This window comes from Flavobacterium sp. Root935 (assembly GCF_001429295.1).
GTDB lineage: Bacteria > Bacteroidota > Bacteroidia > Flavobacteriales > Flavobacteriaceae > Flavobacterium.
In genome coordinates, this window is the sequence record NZ_LMJL01000008.1 from 483,235 (window position 1) to 503,674 (window position 20,440).

The 20,440-nt window shown below is 35.4% G+C and carries 13 protein-coding genes; 1 reads left to right on the forward strand and 12 read right to left on the reverse strand.

Annotated elements, in window-relative coordinates; translation table 11 throughout:
• Positions 1-25: 25 nt before the first annotated feature.
• The 6 genes from ASE40_RS07420 to ASE40_RS07445 all read right to left on the reverse strand — a co-directional run bounded on the left by ASE40_RS07420 (position 26) and on the right by ASE40_RS07445 (position 7,179).
• The gene (locus ASE40_RS07420; protein WP_057116317.1) at positions 26-1,225 is read right to left on the reverse strand and encodes a cation:proton antiporter; all 1,200 of its coding nucleotides are present in this window, start codon (positions 1,223-1,225) and stop codon (positions 26-28) included.
• Between the two features lie 57 nt (positions 1,226-1,282).
• Positions 1,283-1,735, reverse strand: a complete 453-nt coding sequence (locus ASE40_RS07425; RefSeq protein ID WP_057116318.1) for an Hsp20/alpha crystallin family protein — start codon at positions 1,733-1,735, stop codon at positions 1,283-1,285.
• A gap of 289 nt (positions 1,736-2,024) precedes the next feature.
• Positions 2,025-2,855, reverse strand: a complete 831-nt coding sequence (locus tag ASE40_RS07430) for an AraC family transcriptional regulator (protein ID WP_057116319.1) — start codon at positions 2,853-2,855, stop codon at positions 2,025-2,027.
• A 61-nt stretch (positions 2,856-2,916) separates the two neighbouring features.
• Positions 2,917-3,951, reverse strand: coding sequence for an SDR family NAD(P)-dependent oxidoreductase (locus ASE40_RS07435; protein ID WP_057116320.1), 1,035 nt, complete (start codon positions 3,949-3,951; stop codon positions 2,917-2,919).
• A 165-nt stretch (positions 3,952-4,116) separates the two neighbouring features.
• Positions 4,117-4,794, reverse strand: coding sequence for a GNAT family N-acetyltransferase (locus ASE40_RS07440; protein ID WP_241774340.1), 678 nt, complete (start codon positions 4,792-4,794; stop codon positions 4,117-4,119).
• Between the two features lie 1,047 nt (positions 4,795-5,841).
• Positions 5,842-7,179: a DUF6734 family protein gene (locus ASE40_RS07445; RefSeq protein WP_057116321.1), complete on the reverse strand. Its 1,338-nt coding sequence runs from the start codon at positions 7,177-7,179 to the stop codon at positions 5,842-5,844.
• An 853-nt stretch (positions 7,180-8,032) separates the two neighbouring features.
• On the opposite strand from ASE40_RS07445, the gene ASE40_RS07455 reads away from it, so the two are divergent.
• Positions 8,033-8,845: a T9SS sorting signal type C domain-containing protein gene (locus tag ASE40_RS07455; protein ID WP_057116323.1), complete on the forward strand. Its 813-nt coding sequence runs from the start codon at positions 8,033-8,035 to the stop codon at positions 8,843-8,845.
• A 132-nt stretch (positions 8,846-8,977) separates the two neighbouring features.
• Here the strand turns inward: ASE40_RS07455 and ASE40_RS07460 are convergent, their stop codons facing one another.
• From ASE40_RS07460 to ASE40_RS07485, 6 genes are all read right to left on the reverse strand, one after another.
• Entirely contained in the window at positions 8,978-10,348 is a 1,371-nt protein-coding gene (locus tag ASE40_RS07460) for a glycoside hydrolase family 27 protein (RefSeq protein WP_057116324.1), read from the reverse strand.
• A gap of 31 nt (positions 10,349-10,379) precedes the next feature.
• Positions 10,380-12,800 (reverse strand): sugar-binding domain-containing protein, encoded by a 2,421-nt coding sequence (locus ASE40_RS07465; RefSeq protein WP_057116325.1) that lies wholly within the window; start codon positions 12,798-12,800, stop codon positions 10,380-10,382.
• Positions 12,801-12,823: 23 nt separating this feature from the next.
• Positions 12,824-15,292 (reverse strand): glycosyl hydrolase family 95 catalytic domain-containing protein, encoded by a 2,469-nt coding sequence (locus ASE40_RS07470; RefSeq protein WP_241774341.1) that lies wholly within the window; start codon positions 15,290-15,292, stop codon positions 12,824-12,826.
• Positions 15,293-15,306: 14 nt separating this feature from the next.
• A complete protein-coding gene (locus tag ASE40_RS07475; protein WP_057116326.1) occupies positions 15,307-17,286 on the reverse strand; it encodes an alpha-L-arabinofuranosidase C-terminal domain-containing protein in 1,980 nt (659 codons plus the stop codon).
• 19 nt (positions 17,287-17,305) lie between these two features.
• Positions 17,306-18,745, reverse strand: coding sequence for a glycoside hydrolase family 28 protein (locus ASE40_RS07480; RefSeq protein ID WP_057116327.1), 1,440 nt, complete (start codon positions 18,743-18,745; stop codon positions 17,306-17,308).
• Positions 18,746-18,847: 102 nt separating this feature from the next.
• Complete coding sequence (locus ASE40_RS07485) at positions 18,848-20,410, reverse strand: glycoside hydrolase family 28 protein (RefSeq protein ID WP_057116328.1); 1,563 nt, start codon at positions 20,408-20,410, stop codon at positions 18,848-18,850.
• Positions 20,411-20,440: the final 30 nt, after the last annotated feature.

Sequence of the window (20,440 nt, forward strand, 5' to 3'; positions counted from 1 at the left end):
AGAGATATTTTACTAGTCTCTTTTTTTAAGACAAGCTCTTGTTCGAGCATTTGAAACCCGTCTTACCCTTCTTGTTGATTTTGTAAATCAGCTTCTGGATTACCATAAGCCATATAGTGGTAAAAGCCATTGTCAAGGTAATTACTGCTAAGGTAATCTGGTACATAAAAGGACCTATCAAACCTAGTGAGGAAGCGGTCGTTATTAATACGAAACTAAACTCTCCTATCTGAGATAATAATGCGCCTGCGTATATACTATCACGCCAAGAATTTTTTGTAACCCTAAAGAGAACCGCGTTAATGACGCTATTGCTGAAAAGCACCGCGATTGAAATCAGCAGTATGGTTAAAGTATGCTGCGAAAAGAATTTAATATCCAACTGCAGTCCGACGGCTACAAAAAAGAAAGCCATAAAGAAGACCCTGAACGGCATAAGGGATTTATCGAGCCAATGAGTCGCTTTATCATGACCAATTAAAATTCCTGCTGCAAAAGCCCCAAAAGCGGTTGATAAACCGAGCGCTCCAGTTATCCAGGCCATTCCAAAACACAAGCTGAAACCTATGAAAACCTGCAGTTCGTGGTCTGCCGCAATTTCGCTGCTCATGGGAAGTTTCAGTGGTTTCTGCCCCACTGCACGTTTTAAAAATAGCAGCATAAGCAGTCCAGCAGCGCACACTTTAATCAGCTGGGTCTGCGAGATATGATTTCCTGACATAAAATTTAGGATCAGCATCATTGGAATAACCAATATATCCTGCAGCAAAAGCACACCTCCTGTAATCACTCCCAGACGACTGTTAATTTCTCCCGTTCTGGCCAGATATTGAAATACTATAGCAGAGCTGCTTATGCTTATAATAAAAGCCATCAAAACTGTAGTTGTCATTTTCCATCCTGCATAAGCCCCAATGGTATGCATAAAGAAAAAACTCAGCAGCAGATGCACAAAAGCGATTAAAAGCGGTTTATGAATATTTCGTTTCAGATTTTGAATATCAATCTCACGGCCAATGGAGAACATGAGCAGTACAATTCCGATTTCACCTATTTCTGCAATCACTCCTGGATGGTCAATAATATTGAGAGCCTGAGGCCCTAAAAATGTTCCAGCGACTATATAAGCGATAAAATATGGCTGTTTTAAACCGCGAAGAAGCAAGATAAGCAGTAAAATAACAAAGGACAGCACAGCTATCCCAGAGAATAATTGTGATAACATGTGGAAATGATTATAAAGAAAGCTGCCGGAGGCAGCTTTCTAACTGTGTTGTTTAACTTAAGAAATATCAATCAGACGGGGAGATTTTTCTTTGGCTTGTTCGAGCTTTGGAATAGACAGCAGTAAAATTCCGTTTTCGTAACGAGCACTGATTTTATCTTCGTCCACTACATTTTTAGGCAGGGTAAAGCTTCGCTGGAAGGACTGATAACTAAATTCCCTGCGAGTAAAATTTTCTTCCTGGGTATTATGCTCATTTTGTTTTACCGAAGAAATAGTGAGCTGCCCATTGTCAAGAGTAACCTTAAAGTCCTTTTTGTCCATTCCCGGTGCGGCGACTTGGACTTCGTAATTCTCATCTGTTTCCTTAATATTCACAGACGGCAGTGTAGTGCTTGTTGCTGAAAAATTGTTGTTTTCCCAATTGAAAAGATCACGGCCAAAAAAATCATCAAAAAACAAGCGTTGAAAAGCCGGTATACGGCCTGCATCTCTTTTAATAAGATTCATAACATTAATTTTTAAAATTGTTAGACAATAAAAATTTGAACGTGCACACCAGCGTGCACAAGAAAAAAAACAAATTATGTGCCAGTGGAAAAAAATGACATTTTTTCATATATTATGATGAAAAAATGTCACTAATCAAGGTTTCTAAGTTCGTTTGTCGAACTGTCAGTTTAGGCAGAATATAACGTCTTGAAGGAGTAGTTGAAATCGAAGAGCAAAGATTCAGTTCAGGATTTCATTAGAGAAATGGCAATGAATTTCGTAATTAACTCGCCATATTAGAATGCGGCTAGCTGCTAATATCTGTTTTTCTTACAGCAAGCTCTGTTGGCGACTGTCCGAATTGTTTTTTAAAGGCATACGAGAAGTGTGATAAGTTTTCAAAACCAACTTCGTAAAAAACGTCAATAGGTTTTCTATGCTTTTCGGTCAGCTGGTAATGGGCAAGTTCCAGCCGTTTCATTGTCAGCCACTTTTGTGGTGTGGTATCAAATGCCTTTTTAAAATCCCGCTTAAAAGTAGTCAAACTGCGTCCAGTCAAATAAGCAAATTTTTCTATTGGCATATTGAACATATAATTTCTTTGCATAAACGCTGAAATATTGATTTTGTGCGGTTCTGAAAAATCGGACAAAATAGTATCAATATCTCTATTTACAGAACGTAAAATAGTAATAGCTTCCTGAATTTTCAATGTCGACAGGTCTTGTGGCAGCTTGTAATCCAAGTTAAAATAGGGTAGCATTGAAGCGAAAAAACTGTCCAGCAAAGGATCTTTGGGGAACGGAATAATGTTATCAGTTTTGGAAGCCAGAAAGGTTTCCATATTTTTATGCTCGTAGAAATCTCTCAAAACATCGTGGGTAAGTTTTACGATAATTGCTTTGTAAGGCAGACCGTCTTTTTCAGATTTTATAAGTGAAGCCAGCCTGTTTCGTGGAAACAGAAATGTTTCACCTGCTCCCAAAACATACGTTCTATTGGATTGGACTACTTTTAACTCGCCCGACAAAACCCGAACAACAGAATGTTCTTCAGCTATCATTTCGGTATTGTGATGAACTGCTTCGCTGCAAGTAAAAACAATTTCAGCATGGTTATTTATCTGTCTTGTTGCCATAATGCAAATGTAAAAAAAGAAATAAGGCTCAACTATGTAAGCCTTATTTCTTTCAATTATATTAAATGTCAAATTTTACACCAGTCAATTCTTCACTTATAGTCCAGAGTCTTTGGGCAGCCTGGTCTTCCACTGCAAATGGTGCAACCCCAGCTATTCCAGCAGGACTTTTTCTGCCAGCTTCACTATCGTAGAAACCAGGGTTGTAGTCTGCAATTTCAACATTTTCTAGATATACACCTCCAATATTTTGAAGTTTAGGACTCGTAGCTGCCCAAACGGTTGTGGCAGCTCCTTGTTCTTTGGTTTTTTGTATTTTTTTCATTTCTGCTTCGGCTTCAATGTTTGGTGTTCCGTCTGGATGCAGTGCACCTATTGCAACAAAATCTTCAAAAGTTAAATATCTGCTCAAATTCGTCTCTAGAATTAAACCAGGGTGTAAGCTATAAGCACGAACACCAAACTGCTGTGCTCTTTTATCCAGTTCTACCGCAAAAAGCACGTTTGCTGTTTTGGCTTGCCCGTAAGCTTCAAATTTGTCGTATTTCCTAACATTGTAATTTACATCTTCAAAAAGAACTGGCGAAAAGTGATGCCCTGAGGATGAAACATTTACCACCCTTGCTCCATTTGCTTTTTTCAAGGCGTCCCACAGCTTCGCAGTCAAATGAAAATGCCCTAAATGATTGGTAGAAAATTGTCCTTCGTAACCACGCTGATCACGCTGCAAAGGCGTCCACATAATACCTGCATTGTTTATAAGCATATGCAGCGGTCTGCCCGAAGCTAAAAAATTTTCAGCGAATGCATCAATAGAATCTGGGTCTGTTAGATTTAATATTTCTACTTCTACATTCAAAATTCCTTGCAGATTTTTCTTTGCTTTTTCCGTATCTCTTGCTGGAACGATAACTGTTGCCCCTGCCGAAGTCAGTGTTTTGGTGATCTCTAATCCAAGTCCACCGTCACCACCTGTAACAATTGCGGTTTTACCTGTAAGATCGATTCCTTGGATAACATCTGTTGTTGTTGATGCTTTGTTGAAGCCTGAACCTATCGGTTTTTGTAAAGCTCCGTTGTAATTATTTTGTCCCATTTTTTTAAAAATTTTATTAGAACAAAAATAAAAAGCATTTATCCCGCAAACTTTGTTTAAAAGTCCTATTTACTTTGTTTATAGGGTCGGTTGTTGTTAATGTGCTTACACCTCTCTCCTTATTATAAAGGAAGCTTTCCAAACTGAAATATTATACGTCTGAGATCAATTGTCCTCAGATGAAAATGCATCAGCTTTCGGATCATAAAGCATTGCCGTACACAAACAGTTTTTTCTGTCTTTACTGAGCAATATTGGGCAATTCACGCAAGTCTTGCAATTTTCCCAAAAAAGATCGTCACTTGTAAGTTCCGAGAATGTAACCGGTTCAAAACCTAGTTCATGGTTCATTTTCATTACGGCAAGACCAGAAGTCAAACTGAATATACGAGCAGTTGGATACTTCTCACGGCTCAGCTCAAAAATAGTTTTCTTAATCCTTTTTGCAAGTCCAGTATGTCTGAATTCAGGTGCTACAATTAATCCTGAATTAGAAACATATTTTCCGTTCTCCCATGCAGAAATAAAAGAAAAACCTGCCCACCTGCCATCTGATGCAAAAGCGATGACAGCTTCTCCTTTTTTCATTTTTGCTTCAAGCATTTCTGGAGAGCGCTGAGAAATACCTGTTCCACGTGCGATAGCCGATGATAATGTTACCTCACAGATTTGCTTGATCCAAAAAGTATGAACAGATCTGGCTTTCTCAATAATAAATTCAACTGGTTCCAAAACATCCGCGGCAGTTGAAGGGATTGTTTTAGTGTAAAATGAGCTGGAAAATAAAGCACTTTTACTAGGCAGCTGTATTTTAGGATCTATAATAGGGTTTATAATTTTCATAATAATCTAGTTTACAATATTTTAGAGATTAACAAAACAGTAATAAAGAAAACTATGGTGAACACCATTAAATTTATTACCCTTCCTTTATTGTGTGTAGATTTATTTGTTATGTATTGTTTCGTAATCTCTTTACTTCTAGTCTTATTTGTTTTCATATATCTATATTGTTAAAGTTGCAGCAAAAGTTTTAGAACCTACAAATCAATTCGATTCTATCAAGTTTAAAACAACTGTAATTTTTCTGAAAGCTAAAAAACAAAGGGTATGCCAAGAAAAACAAATATTTGCAAGTAATTAATTATCAAGATAATAAATAACAAAATAGTAATTACACTATTCAAATTATTATCAAAATGATAAGATAATAATCAAAATGAGAGGCACACTAAGCTTATAATATTAAATTTCTTAACCCATAAGACATCCCAAAAGTTTATGACCAAAGAACTTTCAATTACTTTTTGGATAAAAAAAAACTGCCAGCATAAATACTGGCAGTTTTAATTTGTAATTATAAAGTGTCTTTAAGAACAGCACTAAAATGAGCTTCAAGATCCTGCTGTTCTATTCAAGGCTGAATTAACACTTATAATATCTGTTTCTAATTTCATCATAACACAGATTAGGATACTGATAACCTCCCATAGTCTGTTTTAACTGTTTTTCAGTTAGTTTTTGCACATCACTCGGTAGAAATTTTTTAACTTCTTTGTCTTTTGGTTTTTTGTTAAACATAACTTATAGTTTTAAAGTGATTATTATTCCAATCATTTAAAGACACTTGGAATTTATGTCTGTTTTAGCGCAGTTTTTTTACTGCTTAAATATCTTTGAATTAACTGTGCAAGGTCATGATTAAGTTCTGGTATCCACAAAACCAAAATTATACTTACAAATATGATTTATTTTTACGATAATTACTTACTTTTAGCTTCTTTTTTTTAAATTTTAACATAATTACTGATTTTATAACAAGGAGTATCTAAAAATATTCATGAAACAATGAACCCATGAAATGTTTGACCAATATGCTTTAGATTATTCTTATTTATAAATTGCGATTATTTTTAAAACAATATAACTGGTCAGGAGTCCGTTTAAAAGTGTTAAAATGCCGTCTTGCTGCTCCTGTGTGTCGTAATCAAAATGAACCAGCATTTCTGCAATAAACTCAGAATACAGGATTCCCGGTTCTATTGCGCCTAATGCAATTTGATCTAAATCATCCAGCTGGTATTTTCCAGGAGCAGCATTATGCTCCTTTATTTCCAGAAAAGAGACTTCTTCATCATTGAGCTCAGAGACTGTCTGTTCAAGGCCGTCTAACAGCGCGATATTAAAATCTTCCTTTTTCCCAAGCAGGCTTTTCAGATAACCTGACAGACCTTCTGTATAAAGGTCTCTTTTCAGCAGATAATGCTCAGCAGAAAACTTTTTACTTTTGAGCTCATGATCAAACATAGAAATCAGTTCTGCTGCCATTTCTGGTGTCAAAAATTCAATTTCATTCTGCTCGCCTTCCGCCTCATTGATCATTACGGCCCATTTTGAATAATACTGTGGATAATTTTTCATTACATAGACTTCCATAGCTTTACATACGGCAGGATTTTTTTTATAGGCTCCCAGTAAATGTAAATACTTTTTATCGGGAACATCCTGAAATTCAGCAAAACCAGAATAGTAGCCGTCATTGTACAATTCACTAAACAAAAAATCAATTTTTGCCTCCCTCTTCTGAGCATACTGATAAAACAGCACCTGCTCAAAAAATAGATTAAAATTAAGGCAGTTAATTTTGGACCAGGCTTTTCTGTTTTTATCTAAAAAATCAATGCTGATTCTGGCGTACTCTTTAAAAAAATCAATATCATTTCCCCCTGTAACCCCCATGTTACATCCAAAATTATCGGGACGCTTGTGATAGCTCTCCATTTCACCGGACATGTAGAGAAGTTCGGGTGAAATTTCATTCCACATTTTAGCATAGTTACTAGCAGTAATTTCTAAATTCTGAGTGAGTACAGCCGCATCCCGAAATTTTTCATTCAAAGATTCCCAAACAAAAACATCTCCGTCAATGTGCAGAAACGGTTCGGTCTGCATCTGGTATACTTTAATTTTAGAAACAGCCCAGAGATCACTGTGATAATCATTTAAATCATCTAAAACGACATGAACTTTGGTATACGGAAGCTGAAGTTTTGTAATTAAGATATCATATCCGAAACGATCTGTGTACAATTCAACATCTTTATGAAATTTCACCAATTGGTGACAGCTTAAAATCCAGCTCAGCCAATTGTATTTATAGGAAAACCAGCCATAATTACTTTTTATATCAGTTGAATTACCGGTCCAAAAACTTTGTATTATCTTCATTTAAATGGAGCTGAGCTTATCTTTTTAAATTAAAATGCCAATTATTCCCGATTCTTGATTCATACTGTATCCTATAAAAATGCCTTAAACATCATTTTTCAAATTTGAATCAGTATAATACCACTTGCAATATAACTTAATTATTTGTAAGTTTTTTACGGTATTCCGTATTATCAAGAGATTCGACTCTCAGCCGTTCAAAACATTATATCCAACTGGAGTCCAAAAAAATAAAAAATGGATGATGTAGCTGACAACACTAATACAGCCAGCAGAAGTAGATGGGAGCAGGATATCTTAACAGTATGAAAGAGGCCTTGAAAACACAGGATTTTAATAAACAGTACAATCATCAATATCCCTTTTCAAAACCTCTGCTTTTAAATTTAATTTCTCGATCTAATTCTTTATTTGAATCGCTTCCTATTGTTCAACATGTATTTTTTTGTAAAAACAGACTAAAAGCCAGAAATTAAATAGTGTTAAAATCACATTTTATTTATTTTTTAACTTTTATAATGAAAGAAAATTTCTTAACTTAACATAATAATTGATCGACTAACGGTTAAAAAAACCGATGTATTACCTAAATTTATTAAAAAACAAATGCATGGCTTTTTACCATCGATCAATAAAATTTTACTATTTATTAATAATTAAAAACAAATTACAAATTTAAAAATCATCGCTAGGGAGAAAAAACTACTTATCACAATCTATTTTGTATTTATTTTGTATTTCTAGTTTCAGAATATTCATTCTGTGCATCTTTTCTATTGATGATATTTTAAAATTTTTAGAGAACCAAGGTATCAGCGTATATCTCTTTATTAAACATTTAAATTATCGTATTATGAAAAAACTTTTCTTATCATCTGTCCTGCTTTTTCCTATTAATTCGATTCTCTTATCTAATCCTATTGCTGTCAGCCCTTATCAAATCTTTGAAGCTGTAGGCTTTACAAAATCCATTAGCCCACTTGAAACAGAAAGACACAGGGTGTGGATTAATCTAACAAATCCCAACGGTTTATTTAAACAAATTCTTATCGGATATGTAAAAGGAGCCACCAACGGATGGGATCTCAATTATGACGCTGTCTCATTGGATGCTAACAAGTTCGCCGATTTTTACAGTATCAATGAGGATAAAAAACTCGTTATTCAAGGACGTGCGCTGCCATTCGATTTAGCCGATACAGTGCCTCTTGGTTACAGATCCAGTATTGTTGGAGATTTGACTATTGCCATTGATCGCGCTGATGGCGATTTATTAAACTACAATATTTATTTACATGATAAAGAAACTGGTACTGTTCATAATTTGAAAAGTGGCGGTTATACATTCTCCTCTCCTACAGGTGTTTTTACAGATCGTTTCTTTATAAGTTATGGTACTGATAAAAACTTAGGAATAGATGATTTTAAAAATGTTCCACAGAAATTAAATGTTGCATCGAAGGATAAAACCATCAGGTTAAAATCTGACAAGACAGGATTAAATGAGGTTTCTGTTTTCGACATAGCAGGAAAACTGCTTTACAATAAACAAAATATCGGGGAGTCAGAATTAGAGATTTCCAGCATTCAATCAGGGCCTCAAATTTTATTAGTTAAAACAACATTAGATGATGGCCACATTATAACTAAGAAGGTACTTTTCTAGTTTGAAAAAAGCACAAAAAAAATTAAAGCCAGCGGATACGATCAAGTTTCCGCTGGCTTTTTTTATGTAATTTTAAGAACATTTGTTGTTTATATTTCAAAAGATACTAATAGAGTAAAAATATTCATTTATCTATTTTTTACTTTTTAATTGATATAAAACAGAACTGTGCGGTTTTAAATCTGTTCCTATTTCTTTTGAAATTATTTTTGATTTTTCGCCTGTCCACATATTTAAAACCTCCACAGAACCTGAAATTCCAAGATCTGAAAGGTTTACAGTTACTTTTTTTGAAACTGTATCTGAGATATTAAACAAAGCCAGATAAATACTTCCATCTTTTGCATTTTTTGAAGTCACGGCAATCTTTCCCTCTTTCTGTAAAAGTTGTTTTACTGCTGTACTTTCGTTATGCATTTTCACGACCTCATTATTTGTCAATAAAGAGAGCGTAAAGGCATCGTTGCTAGGTAAGTCTCCCCCAAAGAACAATGGTGATTTAAAAATGTTGAAAAATGTAATCAACGTATATTGTTCGTCTTTTGTTAAACGCGTCATTCTTTCTTCGCCACGCTCTCCTCTAATCGAAATACGTCCTAACGGAATCATATCGCAGTCTGGCCATGTTCCCGGTGCAATGTATGGATACCATTTTTGTGCTACATCCATCAAATGTGTGATATGCGGCCATGTGTCCCAAACATCATCCACCATACGCCACATATTGGCATGTGTAGTTACATGTGGTGCAGCAGAAATTGGTGTTTCTCCAGGTGAAGTGCTCAAGACTATTTTACGTCCGCAATTGTCGATTGCATTTCTTATTAAGTTGATTTCTCCTTCGTGATAAGGTCTTGATAAATCATCGATTTTAATGAAATCTACTCCCCATTGTGCATATAATTCGAAGATAGAATTATAATATTCCTGAGCTCCGGGTTTATCTGCCACAACAGTATAATTATCTCTTAACCATTCACATTGTAATGCCGTAGAATAAATCTGGTCTGCTGTGATTCCGTTGGTTCCTTTTACTGGGAGTTTATCTTCAACTGCTTTCTTCGGAATTCCACGCATTATATGAATTCCGAATTTTAATCCTTTTTTATGGATATAATCGGCTAAAGGCTTAAAACCTTGTCCATCTTTCGCGGAAGGAAATCGGTTAACGGCTGGAAGATATCTGCCGTACTGATCGATTACATATCGCGGGTTTGTCTGATTATAACCTCCTGCTTTATCATTTTCAACAAACCATCGAATATCAACAACAATATATTCCCATCCAAATTTCTTGAGCTCTTTTGCCATGTAATCGGCATTGGCTTTTACTTCGTGTTCTTCAACTGTTGGGCCATAGCAATCCCAGCTGTTCCACCCCATTGGCGGTGTCTGAGCCCATTGTTTGAATTCTTCTTTTTGAAAGGTTTTATTTTGACAATTCGATGAGATCGAATACATAATAATTCCTAATACCAACACAACTGTGTTTTTTATCTTCATCTTAATTTGAATTAATTTGAATACTATTTTTCTATTTAACGTTTATGGTTACTTCATCAGGTTTTAACCACTGGCTCGTAAATTTAATTTTGATAGGTTGTGCTTCTCCATTTGCCTGAATGTAAGCTGCAATGTGTCCATGAAAAACTCGCTGTACATTATCTGTGTAATCTGTCATATCGCTGTTGTTTCCTGCTTCAAGTCCTAATAAAGTTCCGGGTCCGCTTATTGTACATGTCACTTCATTGTCTGAAAGCATAACTGGAAGACCGTTTTGATCTTTAACCTGAACCATAATTTTAGCTACTCCTTTGTCTCTGCTGATGGTAATATCCTTATTGTCAATAACTAATTCAACTGGCTGGTTTGTTGTTTTAATTGCATAATGAGTTACTTCTTTATCGCTTTTATCTAAACCAACTACTTCTAATTTTCCTGAAACAAACGGAATATCCCAATATATTATTCCCGTTTTTTCATCGTACGATTTGGTATCGCCTACTACTTTTCCATTTAATTCTAAACGTGCTTTTGCCGCATTGGTATAACAAACCACGCGAATTTTTTGTCCAGTTTCGTAATTCCAGATTGCCCAAGCATCTTTAGAAATATCTTTTTCATTTGTCAGCGGATACGTTCCTAAATAAGCCATTGGTTTATCTGACCACAATGACTGGCGGAAATATCCTCTTGGTTTGATTACGCCCGCAAAATCAACTAAACCAGAATAAAATCCTCTCGAGGGCCATCTTCCAGATTCTCCTAGATAATCAATTCCTGTCCAGAGAAACTGCCCGAAAATATGTTTGTTATTTTTTACAGCAAGCCAAGGCTCTATATTATGCGTATTTTCACTTCCATAAATCACTCTTCGAGGGTATTTTTTGTGATCTTCTAGATATTTACTTTCTGTATAATTGTATCCTGTAATATCTAAAGCACCTGGATATTCTGTTTCGTTAGACATTGCAACACCCGCCAAACCAGCCGTTGCAGGACGAGATTTGTCGTATTTTTTAACCGCTGCAACCAAGCGTTTGGCAATAGCCCCTAGTCGCATGGCATCTGGTGCATCTTTTTTGTAACCACCATACGCAGCCTGTCCAAAACCATTGGTTCCTTTATCTAAAACTGGATGCGAATACGGATCGTTTGGATAATCTACTTCATTGCCAATACTCCACGCAAATACGGAAAGATGATTTCTATCACGACGGACAAAATCTTCTAAATCTCTTTCTGCCCAATTGGCAAAAATATCAAATGAACCTTCAAATCCTGGCGTTCCATAATTCCAGCCTTGTAACCATTTGCGTTTTGGAAATTCCCATTCGTCATAAGCTTCGTTTAAAACCAATAATCCTAATTCGTCACAAAGCTCATAAAAATCTGGTGCCTGCGGATTATGACTTGTACGAATCGCATTTACTCCAATTTCTTTCAGGGTTTTCAATCTGGTCTTCCAAACTTCTCTAGGAACGGCAGAACCTAGAACTCCAGCATCGTGGTGTAAACAAACGCCTTTCATTTTCATCCATTTTCCGTTAAGGGCAAAACCGTTATTAGGATCGAATGTAAAAGTTCTAAAACCTGTTTGTGTTACTGTTTTGTCAATTTCTTTTCCATTTTGTAAAACTGTAGTTTTGAGTTCGTATAAATTCGGATTATCTAAATCCCATAATTGTGGATTTTTTACGTTTATTTTAGCAGCTATTTTTCCTTTCTGATTTGCTGCAACTTCAACTTTAGAAGAAGATTTTGCTACTAATTTTCTATCCTGCGAAAAAAGTTCATTTATAATTGTAAGGCTAGTTTTTTCTTTTGAGCTATTTTCGACTTCAACCTCAACATTTAATATTCCATTTCCTTTTTTTACTTCTGGATAAGCGTAAACTCCCCATTGTGCAATATGTACTGGATTTGCATAAACTAACCAGACATTTCTATAAATTCCAGAACCGCTGTACCATCTTGAATCAGCACTTTGACTGTGGTCTACACGAACAGAAATGATATTTTCACTGCCATATTTTACAAATCCAGTAGCGTCATAAGCAAACGATATATAACCATTTGGACGCTTTCCTAATGAATGTCCATTAATAAAAACTTCACTTCTATTGTAAACCCCTTCAAAATATAAATAGACTTTTTCGCCCGATTTACTTTGGGGAATAGTTATAGATTTTCTATACCAGGCAATTCCTCCCGGCAGATAACCTGTACAGCTTGCAAGAGTCGGACTCAGCTGTCCTTTTACGCTCCAGTCATGCGGCACATTTACCTGCTGCCATTTACTGTCGTCAAATGAAACGTTTTTGGCATCAGAAATATCTTGAAGATTAAATTTCCAGTTGTCATTGATTTTGTTCGAATCTCCAAACGAAATCTGGCTGATTGCCGAAAAACAGGAGAAGAGAAATATGGGTAATAAGATCTTATTTGTATACATTATCTTTAGCTTTAATATATTTTTTAATTGACTGGTTTTATGGTATAAGATGTTCCCTTTTTAGTTTCAAATACTGCGGTGTAACCAATAGACGATTTCTCGCTTTTGATATTAAGTTTTTCAATGACGAATGGTTCTCCTGCTCTTACAGCACAAATGCCTCCCTTATTAGATACAATTTTGGCCTGGCTCATTTTGCCATCATTCCATTTAATATCTACAGTGAAATTACCTTTTGCTGTAATCCCTTTTATTGCTCCATCTGTCCACGAATCTGGTAAAGCGGGAAGCAGATGTATTTCTTTGTTCTGGCTTTGCATGAGCATTTCTATTACACCAGCTGTTCCTGCAAAATTCCCATCGATTTGAAAAGGTGGATGAGCATCGAAAAGATTTGGATAACACCCGCCATGTCGGCTATACTCGGTATTGTTTTCTTTTGTTAATCTTAATTGGTTTTTAAATAATCTATAAGCGTGATTCCCATCTAAAAGTCTCGCCCACATATTTACTTTCCATGCCAGACTCCAGCCCGTACCATCGTCGCCGCGCAATTCTAATGTTTTCTTTGCTGCCGCAGCCAAATCTGGTGTTTTTAGTGGCGCTATTAAATTTGCAGGATGTAAAGCATAAAGATGTGATGTATGCCTGTGATGCGGATCTTCTTCTTCAAAATCTTTATACCATTCTAAAAGTTGTCCTTTATTTCCAATTTGAAAAGGAAGTAATTGATCTGAAGCTTTGTTAACTTTTTGCCTGAATTCTAAATCGGTGCCTAGGACTTTAGATGCTTCTACGGTATTTTCAAATAAATCTTTTATGATTCCGATATCCATGGTAGAAGCTGTCGTTACAGTTCCTTGCTTTTTTCCATCATAAAAATATTTGTTTTCTGGCGATGTCGAAGGCATCGTTACCAGATAGCCGTCTTTGTTTTTTTGAAGCCAGTCTAAACTAAATTCTGCTGCTCCTTTTATAATTGGATAAACTTTTTTCAAGTATTCTTTATCACCTGTATATTCATAATGTTCCCATAAATGCCTGCTCAGCCAGTTGGCTCCCATATACCAGTTGGCCCACATAGGATCTCCTTTTCCAAAATCACCTACAGGATTGGTCATTGCCCATATATCTGAATTATGATGCAGTACCCACCCATTGGCATGATAATAACTTTTGGCTGTTTCTGTTCCTGTTACCGAAACATTTTTAATGAACTCGTCAAGCGGAAAAAACAATTCAGACAAACTTCCCGATTCAACAGGCCAATAATTCATTTGCAAATTAATATTTGTCGTATAATTACTGCTCCAAGGTGCGCGAAGTTTGTTATTCCAGATTCCCTGAAGGTTGGCCGGCACATTGTGTGTACGCGAGCAAGAAATTAACAAATAACGCCCAAACTGAAAAAATAAAGCTTCAAGACCAGCATCTTTTTCGCCTTTTGCATATTGCTCTAATCTTGTATCAGTCGGCAGATTCGATTTATCGGTTTCTTTTTCATTAAGCTTTAAAGAAACTCTATTAAAAAAATGCTGAAAATCTGCAACGTGATCTTTTAGTAAATTATCATATTTCTTTGTTACAGCTTTTTTAATTGGATTTTCTGCGAATTTATGTTCATCTTTTCCCTCGCTGTCTGGACATTTATCAAAGCCATTAAAACTGGTTGCTGCCGAAACGAAAAGTAGTATTTCAGATGCATTTTTAATTACTAATTTATTTCCATCAGAATTCATTACACCGTCTTTTATTACGGGTTTAATAATCAATTCAAAACGCATTCCTCTACAGCCAGATGCATCTTCATAAACGATTGGTTCTTTGTTATAATCAATATAATTCGGATCTGCATGCGAAGGTGCTTTGCCTTTTAAAACCACTGACTGATTTTGTACTGTTTTTTGATTTCTTAAAAGACTTGAAGCATCAATTGTTACTGAAAGTTTCTTCAACTGATCTGCCGAAAGTTTAATTACAATGCATTGCGCTGGTGCAGAAGCAAATATTTCTCTTTTGTAATTTACACCGTTTATATTAAAACTGGTAGATGCTAATCCCGTTTGTAAATCCAAACTTCTATTATAAGATGCTGCTTTTTGTCCGTCAAAATCCTGTGTCAAAATAAGATCTCCCAAGGGCATAAAACTTTCGCTGTATGCCCCCTGCATGTTTTTAGTCAAAGCATAGGCTTTTTCAAAATCTTCATTTGTTAGTGCTTCTCTAATTAGAGCCAGATTCTTAAAAGCATCTGGATTTACATTTTTCTGCACAGGTCCGCCGCTCCACAAAGTTGCTTCGTTCAACTGAATTAATTCAGAATCTATTCTTCCAAAAACCATTGCGCCGAGTGTTCCGTTTCCAATTGGCAGAGCTTCTGTCCATTCAACAGCGGGCTGATTGTATTGGAGTTTTAAATCTTGGGCATAACCCCCAAAATGGAACAAAAACAAAAGCAAAAAACTTTTTCTTAAAAGATTGTAAAGCATCATTTTTAAATTTTTAATTAAATAGTTTTCAGTTTTAAAACCGTTACCGAATACGCAGGAAGATTCAATTGCTGTTTCCCTTTTGCAATTTTATATTCGCCTGTTTTCGGACTTATTTTTTTCGGATCTGCAAACGTATTTTCATCCTGAACATTCGGACTTACAAGTGTAATCATACTTCCTTTTGAACCTAATTTTACTCCTTTCAAATCAATCGAAACCTCTTGATTTGATGCCGATGTATTAACCAATTTCACAATTATTTCTTTTGTATTGGCATCTTTTACTGCAGATGCGTATAAATTGTTTTGCCCGGTTAATGGTTTATCGTCTTTAGTAATACTCAATAAATCTGTTCCTTTATTGGTTGAAAACAATTGCTGTACATAATAATTGGCGGAACCATAAGATTGTAGATTATTAAACCAAATCATATCTGGAGTCCATTGCCAAGCATCTTCGTGAGCCATTAAAGGGGCATAAGATGTTAGATGAACTACTTCTGCATTTCTTTCCAGTCCGGTCATAAAAGCAGCTTCAGAAAAAGCACATTCCCAATTATTCCTGTTATTCGGATTGGCTCCTGAAATACTTTGAGCAGCATATTCTCCAGCAAATATTTTGGGACCTTTTCTGTCATAATTATCATAACGCCCGGCATTTTCTCTAAACCATTGCGGACTTTTATAATAATGCTCATCTACAAGTTCTGCATTAAGTTTTTTAAGTTCTTCCATAGCAAAATCAAAATGTTCACCGTCTGGAGAAGGACCACTTCCAGATACAATAATGATGTTTGGGTATTTTGCTTTTATTGCTTTCTCAAAAACTTTATATCTTTCAATATAATCGGGTCCCCATTGTTCGTTTCCAACTCCAATATATTTTAGATTAAATGGCTTTGGATGCCCCATATCCGAGCGGATTTTCCCCCAAGTAGTTGTGACAGCACCATTGGCAAATTCAATTAAATCTAAAGCATCCTGTACATAAGGGTCAAGTTCGTTTATTGGAGCCAATTCACCAGTATTGTATTGACAAGCCATGCCGCAGCTTAAAATGGGAAGCGGTTCTGCACCAATATCTTCTGAAAGCTGAAAATATTCAAAAAATCCTAATCCAAAACTTTGAAAATAATCTGGAGTTTGTTTATGACTGAATTCTACATTCCAACGGTTCATCATCGTTTTTCTGTCTTCTACATTTCCAACTGATTTTTTCCATTGGTAACGATCTGACAACGTTCTTCCTTCAACAATACAGCCTCCCGGAAAGCGTAAAAAACCAGGTTTCATATCATATAAAAGCTGCACCAAATCTTTACGAAGACCATTTTTTCTGTTTTTCCAAGTATCCTCAGGAAACAATGAAATCATATCTAAATCTATAGTTCCTGTTCCTTCAAAAGTTATTTTCAATTTTGCTTTGGCTTCCGTTTGAAGTGCTGTTATTTGCGCGGTATAATTGGTCCATTTTTCAGATTTTGGATCGACACTGGTTTCTCCAATTACTTTTTGATCTTTATCAATAAGTTGAAATATAATCTTTTTGACACCTTGGTTATGATTTGCTGCTTTTAAAGAAAGGTTATATTTTGCATCCTTTTTCACTCCCATTCCTCTAAAACCTTCATTTATTAAAACATAACCTTTTGCATTATTAATTTCAACTCTGCAAAAAACAGTATTATCTGCCTCAATTTTTATTGGCGCTGCGCTACCCGATTCTTTATTTAATGAAGATCTTTTTGTATTGGGCTGTTCCCATCCCATTAATGGTTTTTCAAATTCAAAAGATCTATTTTTAATCATTTCGGCATATAGTCCTCCATCTGCAGCAAAATTGATATCTTCAAAAAATAACCCGAACATGGTTGGCTGGATTTTAGTAATGGTTTTAGAGGCATCTACTTCTAAAGTTACTTTTTGAGCATTTATATAAAAACTGCTTAAAAGAATACCACAAATAGTAAATTTTGTAAGGATCTTATTTTTCATAGTTTTTGGAATGAAAGAATTATTTTTTTACTGCCTCTAATTTAGCTGGAAAAGCTGCTTCTCCGTCTAAATTTGTTACGATTAATTGATCTACGTTTTTACTTTCTACTGCATGTTTAAAATATTCTGGTTTATTTTTCCCCCATTGTACAGTACAATTCTGAACTTTAATACGTTCAGCAGCATCAAAATAAAATCCCGAAGTACTTCCTTTTACAAAACCTTCAACATTAGAAGGCCTTCTATCGTATACTCCACCTGGAAAAGACGTTGTCTTATCTATAAAAACACTCACATTGTCAAAAACAATATTCTTTATTTTATCTTTTGATTCGCCGCTCACAAACACACCATTTTCTCCTGTACATTGAATATTAGAGAAATAGATGTTTTTTATTTCACCCACTTTTCCTTCTGTTGCACCTTTTGGAAAACGCCAATTGGCATCTTTATGATTTCCTTTTGCCCTGCTAAAAGCCGTTACATAAATGGGTTCTGCTTTTCCCCACCAAGTATCTGTGGTCAACTTACTTTCGATAATGATATTTGAGAAAATGACATCCCTCACTGTTCCTTCATCTCTGTTCTGAATTCCTAATGCTCGATTGCTGTTTTTAATGATGCAATTATTGAACACTACTTGTCTGATTGCATCCATGTTTTCTGATCCAATTTTGATCGCACAGCTGCTGCTGGTCATTGTACAATTAGTCACTGTTATATTTTCGCAGGCGCCAAATTCTTCAAATTCCCTTCTGTTCTTTAAACAAATGCAATCGTCACCGCTTTCAATATAACAATCGCTGATTCTTACGTTTTTAGAATGATCCAAATCGATACCATCACTATTGCGTACTTTTAAGCTGTTCAATAAAGTAATCCCGCTTATTACAACATCGTTACAACCTACTAAATGTATGGTCCAATAAGCTGAATTTCCAATATGAACATCTTTGATTCTGATATTTTTTCCTCCAATAATGGTTAACACATGCGGTCTTGGATCCAGTACATTAAATGGTTTTAAAACATACGAATCTTCTAATTCCTCGCCCATGAAAGAAATTCCGTTTCCATCAATTTTGCCGCTTCCGCTAATGGTAAAATCTTCTACATTTTCTCCTCCAATCCATATTGTACCTTCTCCTGGATTGGTCCTAAAAGCGCTTCTTGTATATAACTTTTCATCTGGACTAGCCAATAATTTTGCTCCTGCTTCGATATGAAGATCTACTTTTGATTTAACATCAATTGGTCCAGCTAAAAATGTAAATGGTGCCGGAATTAAAACTCTTCCTCCGGTTTTACTGCAGGCATCAATTGCTTTTTGAATGGCTGCTGCATCATTGGTTTTACCATCTCCTTTTGCTCCGTACTTTTTAACGTCATAAACATTCTGTGCCGAGACTGTTAAAGACAGACAAAAAATCAGGATCGCAATTATAGATTTCTTTTTCATTTTACTTTATTTATTAAAAACCTTGTTTAAAATAGCTTTAGCAAAGTTTTCGGTTTATTTTTTTAATCTTATACTGCTGGTTCGCGTCTCTGCGGCGCAATTTTATTTAGCAGGCAGTTCAAACTTATTTTGTTCTGGCTCTATTTTTCTTTTTAAAGATTCGCTGTCCAAATTACTTGATGGAACATCTTTAAAAATAATTTGGCTGATTTTATCAGAAGGAACATCAATACCTTTCATTGTCAGATTTTGTACATCATCAAAAACAAAAGCGGGACGAAAATCTTCTTTCTCCAGTATCAGTTTTATGTTTTTCATTTCGATTCCGTTTACATGACGAACGTAAAAACCCCAAGAAGGCAGTTCTCCAAACATGGTAAATTCAGGATAACCGCTTATGTTTTCTTTTACATCTTTTAATCTGCTTAAAGGATGATATGCCATTCCTTTTGAAGCTCTTCCGGGATATGTAATTTCTATATTTTCTAAAGTCACATTTTCTATAAGGTGTCCTGGAATTCCAACGATCGAAGCAGGAAACGTATTATGGAAATAATCTACTTCTGGCCCGCGCATATCGTAATCTATATCTGGACGCCCAAAAGGAACTTGCACTTTTACATTTTTAACCGATACGTTTTTGATATATCCCGGTTTATCTCCATTTCTATGGCCAAGACGAATCAATATTGCGTTTCCTGTATTTACAGCGGTTATATTGGAAACATTAATATTTTCAATTGCTGCCCCGTCAACAGATTCAATTGCAACTGCCGATCTGAACGTATCAAAAACATTGATGTTTTCAATTGTTACATTTTTGAAACTGCCATAAGAGCCAGTTCCAAATTTTACGGCATTGGCACTTGATCTGATCGTGCAATTTGCAATGTAAATGTTATTATTATGCAAGCCCGGTACTTCTGATTTTAAGCATATTCCATCATCTGCTGCATTTACATTGCAATTGGTTATGCGAACATTTTCGCATCCGTCAATATCAATCCCATCATTATTCCAGTAAGCTCTGCTATTGACTTGCATAGCATCAATTACAATATTTTTGCAATCTGTAAAACACTGCACCCAGCCTGGACTATTCTTTAAGGTAATATGAGTCATGGTTATCGAGTCGCATTTTACAAACGAAATCAGTTTTCCTCTTCCATCTTCAGGACGCATTCTTCTATAATTGTATTTTGGATCAATTCGAACTCCAGTATGATGCAGGCTGTCGATTGCCAATGCCAGTTCTCTTCCTTGTCCATCTATAATTCCTTTTCCATTTACGGCAATATTTTTTGATTCATTTGCTACAATCAAAGCTCTTATTTCTCCGTACTTTGGATAATCATTTGGATTGATGCTTCCTAATAATACTGCCCCTTCTTCAAAAAACAATTCTACTCCGCTTTTTAAAACGATACTACCGGATAGAAATTTACCTTTAGAAAAAATAACTCTTCCTCCTTTATTTTTATTTGCTGCATCGATAGCTTTTTGAATAGCTTTAGTATTTAAAGTTTTACCATCTCCTACGGCGCCATAAGCAGTTATTAAATAATCTTTCTTTTTAAAAGCATACGTTTCTGGATTGAAGCTCAGCTGCAAAAGAAAAAACAAAATGAGGCAATTCTTGAAAACTTGTTTGTTGTAAATATTCATACTTATTTCTTTTTCAATTACTAATTAAAA

Bases quoted from the DNA above. Each gene is read 5' to 3' on its own strand.
- ASE40_RS07420 (WP_057116317.1), bottom strand. From the start codon at position 1,225: ATGTTATCACAATTATTCTCTGGGATAGCTGTGCTGTCCTTTGTTATT.
- ASE40_RS07425 (WP_057116318.1), bottom strand. From the start codon at position 1,735: ATGAATCTTATTAAAAGAGATGCAGGCCGTATACCGGCTTTTCAACGC.
- ASE40_RS07430 (WP_057116319.1), bottom strand. From the start codon at position 2,855: ATGGCAACAAGACAGATAAATAACCATGCTGAAATTGTTTTTACTTGC.
- ASE40_RS07435 (WP_057116320.1), bottom strand. From the start codon at position 3,951: ATGGGACAAAATAATTACAACGGAGCTTTACAAAAACCGATAGGTTCA.
- ASE40_RS07440 (WP_241774340.1), bottom strand. From the start codon at position 4,794: ATGAAAATTATAAACCCTATTATAGATCCTAAAATACAGCTGCCTAGT.
- ASE40_RS07445 (WP_057116321.1), bottom strand. From the start codon at position 7,179: ATGAAGATAATACAAAGTTTTTGGACCGGTAATTCAACTGATATAAAA.
- ASE40_RS07455 (WP_057116323.1), top strand. From the start codon at position 8,033: ATGAAAAAACTTTTCTTATCATCTGTCCTGCTTTTTCCTATTAATTCG.
- ASE40_RS07460 (WP_057116324.1), bottom strand. From the start codon at position 10,348: ATGAAGATAAAAAACACAGTTGTGTTGGTATTAGGAATTATTATGTAT.
- ASE40_RS07465 (WP_057116325.1), bottom strand. From the start codon at position 12,800: ATGTATACAAATAAGATCTTATTACCCATATTTCTCTTCTCCTGTTTT.
- ASE40_RS07470 (WP_241774341.1), bottom strand. From the start codon at position 15,292: ATGATGCTTTACAATCTTTTAAGAAAAAGTTTTTTGCTTTTGTTTTTG.
- ASE40_RS07475 (WP_057116326.1), bottom strand. From the start codon at position 17,286: ATGAAAAATAAGATCCTTACAAAATTTACTATTTGTGGTATTCTTTTA.
- ASE40_RS07480 (WP_057116327.1), bottom strand. From the start codon at position 18,745: ATGAAAAAGAAATCTATAATTGCGATCCTGATTTTTTGTCTGTCTTTA.
- ASE40_RS07485 (WP_057116328.1), bottom strand. From the start codon at position 20,410: ATGAATATTTACAACAAACAAGTTTTCAAGAATTGCCTCATTTTGTTT.